This window comes from Mycobacterium sp. DHQP2018-32-09, assembly GCF_058148405.1.
Map to the genome: position 1 here is coordinate 19,317 of NZ_JBYVYK010000001.1, position 16,674 is coordinate 35,990.

General features: G+C 70.1%; 9 protein-coding genes. 5 read left to right on the forward strand and 4 right to left on the reverse strand.

The window, feature by feature from the left end; translation table 11 throughout:
- Positions 1 to 5 precede the first annotated feature (5 nt).
- The gene (locus tag AC30CM_RS00115; RefSeq protein ID WP_490114783.1) at positions 6 to 758 is read right to left on the reverse strand and encodes a deoxyribonuclease IV; all 753 of its coding nucleotides are present in this window, start codon (positions 756 to 758) and stop codon (positions 6 to 8) included.
- Between the two features lie 76 nt (positions 759 to 834).
- Here AC30CM_RS00115 and AC30CM_RS00120 point away from each other — a divergent pair, with 76 nt between their 5' ends.
- The 4 genes from AC30CM_RS00120 to AC30CM_RS00135 all read left to right on the forward strand — a co-directional run bounded on the left by AC30CM_RS00120 (position 835) and on the right by AC30CM_RS00135 (position 4,430).
- Positions 835 to 1,893, forward strand: coding sequence for a type III polyketide synthase (locus AC30CM_RS00120; RefSeq protein ID WP_490114784.1), 1,059 nt, complete (start codon positions 835 to 837; stop codon positions 1,891 to 1,893).
- A 4-nt stretch (positions 1,894 to 1,897) separates the two neighbouring features.
- Positions 1,898 to 2,425 (forward strand): isoprenylcysteine carboxyl methyltransferase family protein, encoded by a 528-nt coding sequence (locus AC30CM_RS00125; RefSeq protein WP_490114785.1) that lies wholly within the window; start codon positions 1,898 to 1,900, stop codon positions 2,423 to 2,425.
- On the forward strand, positions 2,422 to 3,438 hold the full coding sequence (locus AC30CM_RS00130; protein ID WP_490114786.1) for an NAD(P)/FAD-dependent oxidoreductase: 1,017 nt from the start codon (positions 2,422 to 2,424) through the stop codon (positions 3,436 to 3,438). The genes AC30CM_RS00125 and AC30CM_RS00130 overlap by 4 nt, the downstream gene beginning before the upstream one ends.
- A 131-nt stretch (positions 3,439 to 3,569) precedes the next feature.
- On the forward strand, positions 3,570 to 4,430 hold the full coding sequence (locus AC30CM_RS00135) for a type IV toxin-antitoxin system AbiEi family antitoxin (protein ID WP_490114787.1): 861 nt from the start codon (positions 3,570 to 3,572) through the stop codon (positions 4,428 to 4,430).
- Positions 4,431 to 4,560: 130 nt separating this feature from the next.
- Here the strand turns inward: AC30CM_RS00135 and AC30CM_RS00140 are convergent, their stop codons facing one another.
- The 3 genes from AC30CM_RS00140 to AC30CM_RS00150 all read right to left on the reverse strand — a co-directional run bounded on the left by AC30CM_RS00140 (position 4,561) and on the right by AC30CM_RS00150 (position 13,005).
- Complete coding sequence (locus AC30CM_RS00140) at positions 4,561 to 8,517, reverse strand: DNA-directed RNA polymerase subunit beta' (RefSeq protein ID WP_490114788.1); 3,957 nt, start codon at positions 8,515 to 8,517, stop codon at positions 4,561 to 4,563.
- Between the two features lie 57 nt (positions 8,518 to 8,574).
- Positions 8,575 to 12,093, reverse strand: a complete 3,519-nt coding sequence (gene rpoB, locus AC30CM_RS00145; RefSeq protein WP_490114789.1) for a DNA-directed RNA polymerase subunit beta — start codon at positions 12,091 to 12,093, stop codon at positions 8,575 to 8,577.
- Between the two features lie 390 nt (positions 12,094 to 12,483).
- Complete coding sequence (locus AC30CM_RS00150; RefSeq protein WP_490115035.1) at positions 12,484 to 13,005, reverse strand: Lrp/AsnC family transcriptional regulator; 522 nt, start codon at positions 13,003 to 13,005, stop codon at positions 12,484 to 12,486.
- Between the two features lie 156 nt (positions 13,006 to 13,161).
- Here AC30CM_RS00150 and AC30CM_RS00155 point away from each other — a divergent pair, with 156 nt between their 5' ends.
- A complete protein-coding gene (locus AC30CM_RS00155; protein WP_490115036.1) occupies positions 13,162 to 16,671 on the forward strand; it encodes an indolepyruvate ferredoxin oxidoreductase family protein in 3,510 nt (1,169 codons plus the stop codon).
- Positions 16,672 to 16,674: the final 3 nt, after the last annotated feature.

Consider the following 16,674-nt stretch of genomic DNA (forward strand, 5'->3'; position numbering starts at 1 on the left):
CGACCTCAGCCGACGTGGTCGCGCAGGAACGCGATGTCGTCCCGACGTCCCTCGTCCGAGGTCTCGCAGATCACCGGCGCGCCCGCCGCGGTCACCACCGCCACCAGCAGCTGCGGATCGATCTGTCCGCTGCCGAAGTTGGCGTGCCGGTCGGCCCCCGAGCCCGCGGCGTCGCGCGAGTCGTTGCAGTGCACCAGGTCGATGCGGCCGGTGATGGCCTTGATGCGCTCCACCGCGTCGACGAGCGCCTCCCCCGCCGCCCACGCGTGGCACGTGTCCAGGCAGAACCCGATGCCCTTGTCGCCGATGCGATCCCACAGCCGCGCGATGGTGTCGAAGTGACGCGCCATCGCGTGATCACCACCCGCGGTGTTCTCCAGGTACACCGGCATGTCGGTCTGCAACGCGTCGAGCGCCTTCACCCAGCGCTCGAAGCCGGCGTCGAGATCCTTGTCGTCGGCGTGCCCGCCGTGCACGATGACCGCGGTCGCACCGACCTCGGTGGCCGCGTCGCAGGTGTCCTGCAGGATCTTGCGCGACGGGATCCGCACGCGGTTGTTCGCCGACGCCACGTTGATCAGGTACGGCGCGTGCACGTACAGCGGGAGCGGCGCGGCCTTGAGCGCCGCCGCATCCTCGCGCGGCTTGGGTTTCTTCCAGCTCTGCGGGTCGCCGAGGAAGAACTGCGCGACGTCGGCACCGTCGTCCGCCGCGGCCTTCAGGGGATCGTCTCCGTGGACGTGCGAGCCAATCAACACGCGCCCCAGTCTAGGACCGGCCCCGCGGTGAACGAATCGGCGACCACCGTCGTGACCAGTGTGAAGGAGGGATCAGATGAGCGTCATCGCAAGCGTCCGCGGCGAGTTGCCCCGCCACCGCCACACCCAGGACGAGGTCACCGAAGCATTGCTGGCACTCCCCGGTTACGCCGAGCACGCCGAGGCCATCCGCCGGTTCCATCGCAGCGCCAAGGTCGAGAGCAGGCACACCGTCCTGCCCCTGGCCGACTACGCCGCACTCACCGACTTCGGCGCCGCCAACGACGTCTTCATCGAGCACGCCGTCGACCTCGGCTGCGCCGCCGTCCTCGGCGCCCTCGACGACGCCGGCCTCACCCCCGCCGACGTCGACGTCGTCTACACCACCACGGTCACCGGGCTCGCCGTGCCCACCCTCGACGCCCGCATCGCCACCCTCATCGGCATGCGGCCCGACGTCCGGCGCGTCCCCATGTTCGGCCTCGGCTGCGTCGCCGGTGCGGCGGGCATCGCCCGCGTCCACGACCACCTGCGGGGCGCCCCCGACGCCGTCGCCGTGCTCCTGGCCGTCGAACTCTGCTCGCTGATCCCCAAGACCGAACCGTCGGTCGCCACCGTCGTCGGCTCCTCGCTGTTCGGCGACGGCGCCGCCGCGGTCGTCCTCGTCGGCGACGCGCGCGCCCACCGCCTCGCCGCCACCGGGCCCGAGGTGCTCGACTCCCGCAGCCACCTCTACCCCGACTCCCAACGCACCATGGGCTGGGACGTCGACTCCAGCGGCTTCCGGCTGGTGCTGTCCCCCGACGTGCCCGACGTGGTGCGCCGCTACCTCGGCGCCGACGTCACCGAGTTCCTCGGCGCCCACGGCCTCGACGTCGCCGACGTGGGCGCGTGGGTCAGCCATCCCGGCGGCCCCAAGGTCATCGAGGCCATCACCGAGACCCTCGGGTTGCCCGACGACGCCCTCGAACTCACGTGGCGCTCGCTGGCCGAGGTGGGCAACCTGTCGTCGGCGTCGGTACTGCACGTGCTTCGCGACACCATGGCCAAGCACCCACCCGTCGGCAGCCCGGGCCTGCTGCTGGCGATGGGTCCGGGCTTCTGCTCCGAACTGGTCCTGCTGCGGTGGCGGTGATCCGGTGACGGGGTACGCGGCATGGATCGCCCTGATCGCCGTCGTCGCCGTCGAACGCCTCGCCGAACTCGTCGTCTCCAAGCGCAACCTCGCGTGGTCGACGGCGCGCGGCGGCGTCGAGGTCGGCTTCGGCCACTACCCCGCCATGGTCGTACTGCACGTCGGGCTGTTGGTCGCGTGCGTCGTGGAGCCCGTGGTGGCGCACCGCCCGTTCCTGCCGTGGCTGGGATGGCCCATGCTCGCCGTCGTCGGGCTCGCCCAGGTGCTGCGCTGGTGGTGCATCACCACACTCGGCCCGCAATGGAACACGCGAGTGGTCGTGGTACCCGGCGCGGCGCGCATCACCGGCGGACCGTACCGGTGGCTCCGGCACCCCAACTACGTCGCCGTGATCGTGGAGGGCATCGCGCTGCCCCTGGTGCACACCGCCTGGGTCACCGCCGTCGGGTTCACCGTGCTCAACCTCGCGCTGCTGCGCGTCCGGCTGCGCGTCGAGAACGCCGCCCTGGCGCGTCTGGTCACAGCCCGATGATCGACCTGCTCGTCGTGGGAGGCGGCCCCGCCGGGCTGGCGACGGCCCTGTACGCCGCGCGCGCGGGACTGGACGCCACGGTGGTCGAACGCCGGCACGGCGTACTGGACAAGGCGTGCGGCGAGGGCCTGATGCCCCACACGCTGACCCACCTCGACCGCCTCGGCGTCGAGGCGGCAGGCCATCCGCTGCGCGGCATCGTCTACTGCGACGGTGAGCGGCGGGTCGACGCGGCATTCCGCGGCAGGGCCGGCCGCGGCGTCCGCCGCACCACGCTGCACGCGGCGATGCGGGAGGCGGCCGCCGATGCGGGGGTGACCTTCGTCGACGGTGCCGCCGGCGAGATCGTCCAGGACGCCACCGGCGTGCGCGCGCAGGGCATCCGCGCGCGCTACCTGGCGGCCGCCGACGGCCTGCACTCCCCCATCCGGCGCCGCCTCGGTCTGGACGTCGCGACGCCGGGCCCCCGCCGCTGGGGCATCCGGCGACACGTGCGGACCGCGCCGTGGACCGATCGCGTCGAAGTGCACTGGGCCGCCGACGCGGAGGCCTACGTGACCCCGGTCGCCGACGACTGCGTGGGCATCGCCGTCCTCTCGGCCGGCCGCGGCGACCTCGACACCAAGCTGGCCGCTTTCCCCGAACTGCGGCAACGGCTTTCGGGCCACGTCCACGGCCCCGACCGGGCGGCGGGCCCGCTGCGTCAGCACGCCTCGCGCCGCGTCGCCGGGCGCGTGCTGCTGGTCGGCGACGCCGCCGGGTACGTCGACGCCCTCACCGGCGAGGGTCTCGGGCTCGCCTTCGGTGCCGCGGAGGCGTTGGTGGCGTGCGTGGTCGCCGATCGGGTGGCCGACTACGACCGGCGGTGGGACGCGCTGACCCGTCGCTACCGCCTGCTCACCGAGGCACTGGTGCGCGCGACCGCCCGCCCGGCCGTCCGCTCGCGGCTGGTGCCCGCCGCCGCCACGATGCCACGGGTATTCGGCGCCGCGGTCAACCAGCTCGCCTACTAACCCCCGCGAGCAGACGCAAACGTCCGCCGAAACCTGCGGTTTCGCGGACGTTTGCGTCTGCTCGCGGGGTTGTCCACAGGCTCCGGGCGCACCTCTGGCGCCGACCCGGCCCGCCTGACACCGTCGACGTCATGGCGGGGGTCTTCGACGACGTGCACGGCTTGGCGACGGCGGCCCAGTTGGCGAAGCGCCTGTCGCGCAGGGAGATCACGCGCAAGCTGCGCACGGGCGAGCTGGTGCGGGTGTGTCACGGCGTCTACGCGCTGTCACCGCCGGACGTCCTCGGACGGTTGGCGGCGCTGGACCTCGTGATGGGGCAGCCCGCGGTGGCATGCCTGGCAACGGCGGCCTGGCTGCACGGCTTCGACACCGAACGCGACCCGCGCCTGCACGTGTTCGATCCCGGCGTGCGGATGCGTCCGACGGCGGACGTCATGGTGCATCAGCGTCTGGGTGCGCCGTTGCAGAGGGTTCAGGGGCGGCTCGCGACGACGCCGGGATGGACCGCGGTGGAGGTGGCCCGTGCCCTGCGGCGCCCCAGAGCACTCGCGGCGCTCGACGCCGCGGTGCGCGCCGGCGTTCCCATCGCCGACCTGGCGGCCGCGGCCGACGAGCAGAAGGGCCGCCGCGGCATCGTCGCCGTGCGGAACCTGCTCCCGCACGTCGACGGCCGCTCCGAGTCGCCCATGGAGAGCGAGGCACGGCTGGTGTTCCTGGACCACGGGATCACCCCGCCCGTCCTGCAACTGGAGATCCGCGACCTCTGCGGCAGCGTGTGGCGCCTCGACTTCGCCTGGCCCTCGGCCCAGGTCTACGCCGAGTACGACAGCATGGAATGGCACGCCAACCCGCAGGCGTGGAAACACGACCGGCTCAAGGTATCTCGACTCGGCGAGATGGGCTGGACGGGAGTGCCCATGGTGGTCGACGACATCCGGCGCACCCCCGTCGAGCTGGCGCTGCGCATCGACACCCTGCTGCGCACCCGCTGAGCAGACGCAAATGTCCGTCAAACACCTGTTCGTTGCGGACATTTGCGTCTGCTCGCGGAAGGGGAGGGGCCAGGTCGCGGGATGCGAAAGGGCCCCCGTGACGACGTCACGGGGGCCCTTCCATCACCAGCTATCCGCGGTAGTCGCTGAAGCCGTAGTCATCCAGCGGCACTGCGGCACCCGAGGCCTGGCCGAAGTCCGGGCTGTAGTACTGATCCTCGTAGGACGGGATCGTGTACGCCGCGGCACGCGCCTCCTCGGTGGGCTGAACCTGGATGTTGCGGTACCGGTCGATGCCGGTACCCGCCGGGATCAGCTTGCCGATGATCACGTTCTCCTTCAGACCCTGCAGCTTGTCGCTGCGGCAGTTGATCGCCGCATCGGTCAGCACGCGCGTGGTCTCCTGGAACGACGCCGCCGACAGCCACGAATCCGTGGCCAGCGACGCCTTCGTGATGCCCATCAGCACCGGGCGACCGGCGGCGGGCTCGCCACCCTCGGCCACCACGCGACGGTTCTCCGACTCGAACTCGGCACGCTCGGTCAGCGAACCGGGCAGGAACTCCGTCGCACCCGAGTCGATGATCGTGACGCGACGCAGCATCTGCCGGACGATGACCTCGATGTGCTTGTCGTGGATCGACACGCCCTGGGCCCGGTAGACCTCCTGCACCTCGTTGACGAGGTGCTGCTGGACGCTGCGCTGACCCTGGACGCGGAGCACCTCGTGCGGGTTGGCCGAGCCCTCCATGAGCTGCTGGCCCACCTCGACGTGGTCACCATCGGTGAGCAGTCGCTCGGTGCCGTCGTCGTGCTTGAACACCTTCAGGCGCTGGCGACGCGAGATCTTGTCGTACACGACCTCTTCGCTGCCGTCGTCGGGAACGATCGTGATCTTGTAGAACCGATCGCTCTCCTCCAGGCGCACGCGACCCGACAGGTCCGCGATGGGAGCGGTGTTGCGGGGCACGCGGGCCTCGAACAGCTCCTGCACGCGGGGCAGACCACCGACGATGTCGGCGCCACCGGTCACACCGCCCTGGTGGAAGGTACGCATCGTCAGCTGCGTGCCCGGCTCACCGATGGACTGCGCGGCCACGATGCCGACGGCCTCGCCGATGTCGACGAGCTTGCCCGTCGCCATCGAACGGCCGTAGCACATGGCGCACACGCCGGCGGCGCTGGCGCACGTCAGCACCGAACGCACCCGCACCGAGGTGATACCGGCGGCGAGCAACGCGTCGATCGCCGGATCGCCCAGGTCGTGACCACGCTCGACGACCACGTTGCCGTTCTCGTCGACCGCGTCGCTGGCCAGGGTGCGGGCGAACGCCGCCGTCTCGACGTGGGCGTCGCGGATCAGGGCGCCGGAGGCGTCCTTCTCGGCGAGCGTCACGGCGATGCCGCGCTCGGTGTCGCAGTCGTGCTCGCGCACGATCACGTCCTGCGACACGTCCACCAGACGACGAGTCAGGTAACCCGAGTCGGCGGTACGCAGCGCGGTGTCGGCCAGACCCTTGCGGGCACCGTGCGTGTTGATGAAGTACTCCAGCACCGTCAGGCCCTCGCGGAACGACGACTTGATGGGGCGCGGGATGAACTCACCCTTCGGGTTGGTCACCAGACCCTTCATGCCCGCGAGCGTGCGGGTCTGGGTCAGGTTGCCCGTGGCGCCGGACTTCACGATCGTGATGATCGGGTTGTCCGCCGGGTAGTACTCCTCCAGCGCCTTGCCGACCTCTTCGGTGGCCTGCTGCCAGATCTTCACCAGCTCGCCGTTGCGCTCCTCGTGGTTCAGGGCGCCACGCTGGTACTGCTTCTCGATGCGGTCGGCCTCGCGCTCGTGACGCTCGAGGATCTCCTGCTTCTCCGGCGGCACCAGCACGTCGGCCATCGACACCGTGACACCCGAACGGGTGGCCCAGTAGAAGCCGGCGTCCTTGAGCTTGTCGACGGTCTGCGCCACGACGATCATCGGGTAGCGCTCGGCCAGGTCGTTGATGATCCTGGCCTGGACCTTCTTGTGCATCTGCTCGTCGACGAACGGGTAGCCCTTGGGCAGCAGCTCGTTGAACAGCACGCGACCCAGCGTGGTGTGCGCCGTCCAGGCGTCGCCCGGCTTCCAACCCTCGGGGAACAGCTCCGCCTCGATCGCGGCCGGCGGACGCAGGTGCGTCAACCGGACCTTGATCTTCGCGCGCACCGACAGCGCCCGCAGGTCGACGGCCATCTGCGCCTCGGCGGCCGAGCTGTAGACGCCCTGCTCCGGCTGGTCGGTGGTGGCCGGCTGGTACTCGCCCAGATCGCCCTCGATGAGGGTGGTCAGGAAGTACAGGCCCGTCACCATGTCCAGACGCGGCATGGCGAGCGGCTTGCCCGACGCCGGCGACAGGATGTTGTTCGACGACAGCATCAGGATGCGGGCCTCGGCCTGCGCCTCCGCGGACAGCGGGAGGTGCACGGCCATCTGGTCACCGTCGAAGTCGGCGTTGAACGCCTCACACACCAGCGGGTGCAGCTGGATGGCCTTGCCCTCCACCAGCTGCGGCTCGAACGCCTGGATGCCCAGGCGGTGCAGCGTGGGTGCACGGTTCAGCAGCACCGGGTGCTCGGCGATGACCTCTTCGAGGACGTCCCACACCTGGGGGCGCTGACGCTCCACCATGCGCTTGGCGCTCTTGATGTTCTGCGCGTGGTTCAGGTCCACCAGACGCTTCATCACGAACGGCTTGAACAGCTCGAGGGCCATCAGCTTCGGCAGACCGCACTGGTGCAGCTTGAGCTGCGGGCCGACCACGATGACCGAACGGCCCGAGTAGTCGACGCGCTTGCCGAGCAGGTTCTGACGGAAGCGGCCCTGCTTGCCCTTGAGCAGATCGGACAGCGACTTCAGCGGACGGTTGCCCGGCCCGGTGACCGGACGGCCACGACGGCCGTTGTCGAACAGCGCGTCCACCGACTCCTGAAGCATGCGCTTCTCGTTGTTGACGATGATCTCGGGGGCGCCGAGGTCGATCAGTCGCTTGAGCCGGTTGTTGCGGTTGATGACGCGGCGGTACAGGTCGTTCAGGTCGGAGGTGGCGAAGCGGCCACCGTCGAGCTGGACCATCGGGCGCAGCTCCGGCGGGATCACCGGAACGGCGTCGAGCACCATGCCCATGGGCGAGTTGCCGGACTGCTGGAACGCCGCGACGACCTTGAGCCGCTTGAGCGCACGCAGCTTCTTCTGACCCTTGCCGTTCTTGATCGTGTCGCGCAGCGACTCGGCCTCGGCGGCGATGTCGAAGTTCTCCATGAGCTTCTTGATCGACTCCGCGCCCATCGCGCCGGTGAAGTACTCGCCGTAACGGTCCTGCAGCTCGCGGTAGAGCACCTCGTCGACGATCAGCTGCTTGGGAGCCAGCTTGGTGAACGTCGTCCAGATCTCGTCGAGCCGGTCCAGCTCACGCTGGGCCCGGTCGCGCAGCTGACGCATCTCGCGCTCGCCGCCGTCGCGCACCTTGCGGCGCACGTCGCTCTTGGCGCCCTCGCGCTCCAGCTCGGCCAGGTCGGCCTCGAGCTTCTGGCTGCGCTCGGCCAGGTCGAGGTCACGCTGATCCTCGACGGCCTTCTTCTCGACGACCATCTCGGCCTCGAGCGTCGACAGCTCGTTGTGCCGCATCTCGGTGTCCACGTCGGTGATGACGTAGGCCGCGAAGTAGATGATCTTCTCGAGATCCTTGGGCGCCAGGTCCAGCAGGTAGCCCAGACGCGACGGCACACCCTTGAAGTACCAGATGTGCGTGACCGGGGCGGCCAGCTCGATGTGGCCCATGCGCTCGCGACGCACCTTGGCGCGGGTCACCTCGACGCCGCAGCGCTCGCAGACGATGCCCTTGAAGCGCACGCGCTTGTACTTGCCGCAGTAGCACTCCCAGTCGCGAGTCGGTCCGAAGATCTTCTCGCAGAACAGGCCGTCCTTCTCCGGCTTCAGCGTGCGGTAGTTGATGGTCTCCGGCTTCTTGACCTCACCGTAGGACCAGTTGCGGATGTCGTCCGCGGTCGCGAGACCGATGCGGAGTTCATCGAAGAAGTTGACGTCTAGCACGTAACTTCCTTTCCCCTTGCGGGCTTTCGAGAAAAAATGGCTAGCGGACTATCGGGTTCAGGCGAGGTCTTCGACCGACGGAGACTCGTTGCGAGACAGGTTGATTCCCAGGTTCGCCGCAGCGCGCTCCAGGTCCTCGTCGTCGCTGTCGCGCATCTCGATCGCGGTGCCCTCACTGGAGAGCACCTCGACGTTGAGGCACAGCGACTGGAGTTCCTTGAGCAGCACCTTGAACGACTCGGGGATGCCCGGCTCGGGGATGTTCTCGCCCTTGACGATCGCCTCGTAGACCTTCACGCGGCCGACGGTGTCGTCCGACTTGATGGTCAACAGCTCCTGCAGCGTGTACGCCGCACCGTAGGCCTGCATGGCCCAGCACTCCATCTCACCGAAGCGCTGACCACCGAACTGCGCCTTACCACCGAGAGGCTGCTGCGTGATCATCGAGTACGGACCCGTCGAACGCGCGTGGATCTTGTCGTCCACCAGGTGGTGCAGCTTCAGGATGTACATGTAGCCGACCGTCACCGGGTACGGGAACGGTTCACCACTGCGGCCGTCGAACAGCTGCGACTTGCCGTCGGCGTTGACCATCACGTCACCGTCGCGGTTGGGCAGCGTGGACCCCAGCAGACCCTGCAGCTCGTTCTCGCGCGCACCGTCGAACACCGGCGTCGAGACGATGCTGTCGGCGGGCGCCGACAACATGTGCTCGGGCAGGGTCTCGGCCCACTCGGGGCGGCCGTCGGCGACGTCGATGTTCCAGCCGGCCTTCGCGACCCACCCCAGGTGGGTCTCGAGGATCTGGCCGATGTTCATACGACGCGGCACACCGTGCGTGTTGAGGATGATGTCGACCGGCGTGCCGTCGGGCATGAACGGCATGTCCTCGACCGGCAGGATCTTGCCGATGACGCCCTTGTTGCCGTGGCGTCCGGCGAGCTTGTCGCCGTCGGAGATCTTGCGCTTCTGGGCCACGTAGACGCGGACCAGCTCGTTGACGCCGGCGGGCAGCTCGTCGTCGTCCTCGCGGCTGAACATGCGGACGCCGATGACCTTGCCGGACTCGCCGTGCGGCACCTTGAGCGACGTGTCGCGGACCTCGCGGGCCTTCTCGCCGAAGATGGCACGCAGCAGGCGCTCCTCCGGGGTCAGCTCGGTCTCGCCCTTCGGGGTGACCTTGCCGACCAGGATGTCGCCGTCGCGGACCTCGGCACCGATGCGGACGATGCCGCGCTCGTCGAGATCGGCCAGCACCTCGTCGGAGACGTTCGGGATGTCCCGCGTGATCTCCTCGGCGCCCAGCTTGGTGTCGCGGGCATCGATCTCGTGCTCCTCGATGTGGATGGACGTCAGCACGTCCTCCTCCACCAGGCGCTGCGAGAGGATGATCGCGTCCTCGTAGTTGTGGCCCTCCCACGGCATGACGGCGACCAGCAGGTTCTTGCCGAGCGCCATCTCACCGTTCTCGGTGCACGGACCGTCGGCGATGACCTGACCGGCCTCGACGCGCTGCCCGGAGTCCACGATCGGGCGCTGGTTGGCGCACGTGCCGTGATTGGAGCGGGCGAACTTGCGCATCCGGTAGGTGTGCCGGGTGCCGTCGTCGGCCATCACGGTGACGTAGTCGGCCGAGACCTCCTCGACCACGCCCGCCTTGGCGGACACCACGACGTCACCGGCATCGATCGCGGCACGCAGCTCCATGCCGGTGCCGACGAGCGGGGCCTCGCTGCGCACCAGCGGAACCGCCTGACGCTGCATGTTGGCACCCATGAGCGCGCGGTTGGCGTCGTCGTGCTCCAGGAACGGGATCATCGCCGTCGCGACCGACACCATCTGGCGCGGCGAGACGTCCATGTAGTCCACGTCCATCGGCGAGACGTTCTCCACCTCGCCGCCCTTGCGGCGGACCAGGATCTTGTCCTCGGTGAAGCGACCGTCGGCGTCCAGCGGCGAGTTGGCCTGCGCCACGACGTGGCGGTCCTCCTCGTCGGCGGTGAGGTGCACGATCTCGTCGGTGACGACACCGTCGACGACCTTGCGGTACGGCGTCTCGATGAAGCCGAACGGGTTGACCCGCGCGTACACCGAGAGCGAGCCGATGAGGCCGATGTTCGGGCCTTCCGGGGTCTCGATGGGGCACATCCGGCCGTAGTGGCTGGCGTGCACGTCGCGGACCTCGAGGCCGGCGCGCTCACGGGACAGACCGCCGGGGCCCAGCGCCGACAGGCGGCGCTTGTGGGTCAGACCCGACAGCGGGTTGTTCTGGTCCATGAACTGCGACAGCTGGCTGGTGCCGAAGAACTCCTTGATCGCCGCCACGACGGGACGGATGTTGATCAGGGTCTGCGGCGTGATCGCCTCGACGTCCTGGGTCGTCATGCGCTCGCGCACGACGCGCTCCATGCGGGACAGGCCCACGCGGATCTGGTTCTGGATCAGCTCGCCCACGGTGCGCAGCCGGCGGTTGCCGAAGTGGTCGATGTCGTCGACGTCGACGGGCACCTCGATGCCGCCGGGCGCCGTCATGAACGTGGTCTGATCCGGCGGGGCCTCGTGCAGGCGCACCAGGTACTCGATGGTGGCCGCGATGTCCTCGGGCGTCAGCGTGGAGCTGGTGATCGGGACACCGGGGTTCAGCCCCAGCTTCTTGTTGACCTTGTAGCGGCCGACGCGGGCCAGGTCGTACCGCTTCTCCTTGAAGAACAGGTTCTCCAGCAGGGTCTGCGCCGACTCCTTGGTGGGCGGCTCGCCCGGGCGCAGCTTGCGGTAGATGTCGAGCAGCGCCTCGTCGGGACCGGCGGTGCTGTCCTTCTCGAGCGTGCTCATCATGATCTCGGAGAAGCCGAAGCGCTCCACGATCTGCTCGTTGGTCCAGCCGAGCGCCTTCAGCAGCACCGTGACGGGCTGGCGGCGCTTGCGGTCGATGCGCACGCCGACGGTGGCGCGCTTGTCGACGTCGAACTCGAGCCAGGCGCCACGGCCGGGGATGACCTTGACGCTGGTGAGGTCGTTGTCGGTGGCCTTGTCCTTCGTCTTGTCGAAGTACACGCCGGGCGAACGGACCAGCTGGGACACCACGACACGCTCGGTGCCGTTGATGATGAAGGTGCCCTTCTCGGTCATCATCGGGAAGTCGCCCATGAAGACCGTCTGGCTCTTGATCTCGCCGCTCTCGGCGTTCATGAACTCCGCGGTGACGAACAGCGGCGCCGCGTAGGTCTGGTCCTTTTCCTTGCAGTCGTCGACGGAGGCCTTGACCTCGTCGAAACGCGGATCGGAGAAGGTCAGCGACAGGTTGCCCGCGAAGTCCTCGATCGGCGACAACTCCTCGAGCACCTCTTCGAGACCACCCTTGGGGTTGGGCTCGCCACGCTCGATGGCCTTGGCACGCCACGCCTCCGAGCCGACCAGCCACTCGAACGAGTCGGTCTGAACGTCGAGAAGCCCCGGAACCACGAGGGGTTCGCGGAGCTTTGCGAAGGAGACTCGGTTGGGTGCACCCGGAACGGAGTTGATGGGATCTACTGACTTGCTCTGGCTAGAGACTGCCAAGATGCGTCCTTCCAGCACCTCATGCGACTATTCGGAGGCCCGGAAACCGGAGTCCGCGTTGCCGCTGTATCTGCGTCGGTTCGGCTGGCGTTCTCTCGGTCCGAACCTCGGATCCACACGGCACGCGCCTAGAGGGCTGAGCAGGGCTCAGGCTAGGTGGTGTGTCAGATGCGGGTGAGGGTGGGCAGGATGCAGCCAGCGCAACGTCCAACACTAGCGCAGTGCGGCGCATTCCTCAACCTACGCATGCGGCGGCCCGGGTGATGCTGGCTGGCGTCTGAAGACCAATCACACATGCTGCCCAACAGACTGGCCCCTCGAGGCCCTTCCGTCAAGGGTTGCCACGCGGTTTTGCGTGCGGTTCTTGCAGCCAGACGGGTCTGTACCCACTCCGGTCGCGTCTCATGCTCACCGATGCCCGGATCTGCCGTCGGGAGCCGGGGTGGACCGGCCCCAGCCCGAGTCCCGCGTCAGTGCCTGCAGCAGGGGCTCGATGCGGTACGGCAGCGGCGTGGTGAGCGCCAGCGTCGTGCTGGAGTGCACCACGCCGGGCAGCGCGACGATGTCCTCGACGAGGCGCTGCAACTCGGCCTGGCTGGAGGTGGCGACGCGCACCAGCAGGTCCTCGCGTCCGGTGGTCGCGTGCACCTCCAGCACCTCCGGGATGGCCGCCATCGAGCGCGCGATGGCGGTCAGCTCGCTCTGGCGCACCTCCAGTGCCACGAACGCCTGCACCCCGGCCCCCACCGCCTCCAGGTCGACGTCGGGGCGGAACCCGCGGAGCACCTTGGCCTCGGTGAGCCGGCGCAGCCGCGCCTGCACGGTGTTGCGGGCGACGCCGAGCGCCGCGGCCAGTTCACCCACCCCTTGGCGGGCGTCGCGCGAGAGCACGGCAAGCAGTCGCGCGTCGAGTCGGTCGATGTTGAGCAATGCGGTCACCTCGCAACGTGATGGCAATCACCATCTGACCACCTCGCTCAGTTGTGGCGCAAATAGTTGAACCGATCGGACCGCGAGTCGATGGTTGAGTCATCGAAATGGACAGCTGACCGCGCCTTGGAGGTCCACGTGAGCACCCTCGACGACATCACGCACGGGGTCGCGCACGCCCCCGCCGTGGTGGCCCACCCCGCCGATCGGTACCGCACCGATTCCGGCCCCGTCCTCCTCACCGGCGTCCAGGCCATCGCCCGTCTGCTCGTCGAAGCCCACGCCCGCGATCGCCGCCGGGGACGACACACCGCGACGTTCGTCTCCGGTTATCAGGGCAGCCCGCTCGCCGGCCTGGACACGTTGCTGGCAGGCATCCCGGCACTGCGCGCCGAGCACGACGTCCACCTGGTCCCCGGCCTCAACGAAGAACTCGCGGCTACGTCGGTGTGGGGCAGCCAGGTGGAGCTGCCCGCCGGTGCCCGCACGCACGACGGCGTCGTCGGCGTCTGGTACGGCAAGGGCCCCGGCCTCGACCGCGCCGGCGACGCCATCCGGCACATGACGACCTACGGCACCCACCCGCGCGGCGGCGTGCTGGCCATCGTCGGCGACGACCCGGCCGCCAAGTCGTCGACCGTCCCGGCCGCCAGCGAGCGGTCGCTGGCCGCGCTCAACCTGCCGATCGTGTTCCCCCGCAACGCCGAGGAGGTCGTCACGTTCGGCCTGCACGCCATCGAGCTGTCCCGCGCGTCCGGCTGCCCGGTGGCGATGAAGCTCGTCGCCGACGTCGCCGACGGGTCCTGGTCGGTCGACGGCGACTTCGGCGCGCTGTCGACCGCCGTGCCCGCCATCACGTGGCAGGGCACCCCGTGGACCTACCGGCAGCGCGTGATGGCCGCTCCCCCGGACAGCGTGCTGGCCGAGGCCGACCTCTACGGGCCGCGCTGGCAGATGGTGCGCGCGTTCGTCGCGGCGAACTCCGGCTCGGGGCCGGGGGCGCTCAACGCGATCGACGTCGATCCGCCGCGGGCGCGCCTCGGCATCGTCGGCGTCGGCACCGCCTACGACGCGCTGCGCGGGGCGCTGGCCGACCTGGGCCTGGACGCCGACGCGCTGGGCGGCGCGGGCATCCGGCTCGCGCGGGTGGGTGTGCCCTACCCGCTGGACGCCGACGTCGTGCGCCGGCTCGCCCGCGGCGTCGACGCCGTGCTGGTGGTCGAGGACAAGCTCGGCCTCGTCGAATCGCAGGTCCGCGACGTCCTGTACGGCACGGCCGACGCTCCGCGGGTGCTCGGCAAGCACGGCGCCGACGGCCCGGCGGGCACCGTCCTCGTCCCGGCCGACGGCGAGTTGACCGCGGCCCGGCTGGTCGCGCCGCTGCGCCGCGTGCTGCGCCACGTCCTGCCCGACGTGCTGCCCGACGCCGCGCTGCGCGCCCCCGCCCGCACGCCCCTACGACTCGACCTGCTGCCGGTCACCCGCAAGCCGTACTTCTGCTCGGGTTGCCCGCACAACCGCTCCACGGCCGTCCCCGCCGGCTCGCTGACAGGAGGCGGCATCGGCTGCCACACGTTGGTGACGATGTCCAGCCGCACCGACTCCCAGGTCACCGGTCTGACGCAGATGGGCGGCGAGGGCGCGCAGTGGATCGGCCAGGCCCCGTTCACCGACGTCGGACACGTCTTCCAGAACGTCGGTGACGGCACGTTCTTCCACTCGGGGCAACTCGCCGTGCAGGCGTGCATCGCGGCGGGCGTCAACGTCACCTACAAGCTGCTCTACAACGGTGCGGTGGCCATGACGGGCGCCCAGCACGCGGAGGGCAACCTCGCGATCCCGGCACTGACCCACAAGCTGGCCGCCGAGGGCGTCGCCCGCATCATCGTGTGCTCCGACGAGCCCGCACGCCTGGCCGGCGCCCGGCTGGCCGCGGGCGCGGCGGTGTGGCACCGCGACCGGCTCGACGAGGCACAGCGCGTGCTGCGCGACGTGCCCGGCGTCACCGTGTTGATCTACGACCAGCCGTGTGCGGCCGACGCACGCCGCAAGCGCAAGCGTGGCACGCTGCCCACCCGGTCGACCCGCGTCGTGATCAACGAGGCGGTGTGCGAGGGCTGCGGCGACTGCGGCGTCAAGTCCAACTGCCTGTCGGTGCAACCCGTCGACACCGAGTTCGGCCGCAAGACGCGCATCGACCAGACCGGCTGCAACACCGATTACTCCTGCCTGGACGGCGACTGCCCGTCGTTCGTCACCGTCGAGGTCGACGCGGACGCCGCGCCGGCCCGGCGCGAACCCCCGACGCCGCCGCGGACGCCCGAACCGGCGCTGCCCCACGTCGACGAGGTCTTCAACGTGTTCCTGGCCGGGGTCGGCGGCACCGGCATCGTCACCGTCAACCAGGTGCTGGCCACCGCGGCCCTGCGGGCCGGGTTCGCCGTGCAGGGCCTCGACCAGACCGGGCTGAGTCAGAAGGCCGGCCCCGTGACGTCGCACCTGCGGGTGCATCGCGAAGCGACGCCGACGTCGAACCGGATCGGCCCGGGCGCCGCGGACTGCGTCCTGGCCTTCGACCTGCTGACCGCCGCCGACGACACCCGGGCGGCGGTGGCCTCCGCCGAGCGCACCCTCACCGTCGCCTCGACGAGCCCGACCCCCACCGGCGACATGGTCTACGACGCATCGGTCTCCCACCCGGCCGCCGAGGACCTGCTGCAGCGGCTGCGCAGCCGGTCGCGCGACGTCGTCGCCCTGGACGCGCTGGCTGCCTCCGAGAGGCTGTTCGGCACCACGCTGGTGGCGAACTTCCTGCTCGTCGGCGCGGCGTATCAGGCCGGTGCCCTGCCGATTCCCGAACGCCACGTCCTGGACGCCATCGAGTTCAACGGCGTCGACGTGGCCGCCAACCGGGCCGCCTTCGCGTGGGGCCGGGTGGCCGTCGCCGACCCCGCGGCGTTCGCCGCGGCGGTGACGCGGCCGACGGTGCCGCCCCCGGTGCTGGCCGCCGACCATCCGCTGCTGCGGTCGACGTCGCTGGGCGGCGAGACGCTGGCGCTGGTGGCCAGGCGTGCCGCCGAACTCGTCGACTACCAGGGTGAGGCGACTGCCGCCGAGTACGTGCGGTGCGTGGAGGAGGCGTGGGCGGCCGAGCGGGCCGTCGGCGAGGAGACGGCGTTCAGCGCCGCCGTGGCCAGGGGATTGTTCACGCTGACCGCCTACAAGGACGAGTACGAGGTGGCGCGGCTGCTCACGGATCCGGGCTTCCTGGCGAGCGTCGCCGCCGAGGTCCCCGGCGCGCGGGACGTGGTGTTCCGGTTGCACCCCCCGGTGCTCAAGGCGCTCGGCCGCAGCCGCAAGGTCGGGTTCGGGCCGCGCACGCAGCCGGCGCTGCGCCTGCTGGCCCGGGGTCGCCGATTGCGCGGCACGCCGCTCGACCCGTTCGGCCACACCCGGATCCGCCGCCTCGAACGCGCGCTGCTGGCGCACTATCGGGCGACGATCGCCACGCTGTCGGCCGGTCTCGACGCCGACGGCTACGCGACGGCGACGGCCGTCGCCGAGGCCGCCGACCTGGTCCGCGGATACGAGGACGTCAAGCTGCGCAGCGTCGACCGCTATCGGGCGCGGCTGCACGAACTCGGCGTGACCACCGACGCGTTCTGACGG

Coding starts and splice junctions, on each gene's coding strand:
- AC30CM_RS00135 (WP_490114787.1), top strand. CDS start 3,570: ATGGCGGGGGTCTTCGACGACGTGCACGGCTTGGCGACGGCGGCCCAG.
- AC30CM_RS00120 (WP_490114784.1), top strand. CDS start 835: ATGAGCGTCATCGCAAGCGTCCGCGGCGAGTTGCCCCGCCACCGCCAC.
- AC30CM_RS00130 (WP_490114786.1), top strand. CDS start 2,422: ATGATCGACCTGCTCGTCGTGGGAGGCGGCCCCGCCGGGCTGGCGACG.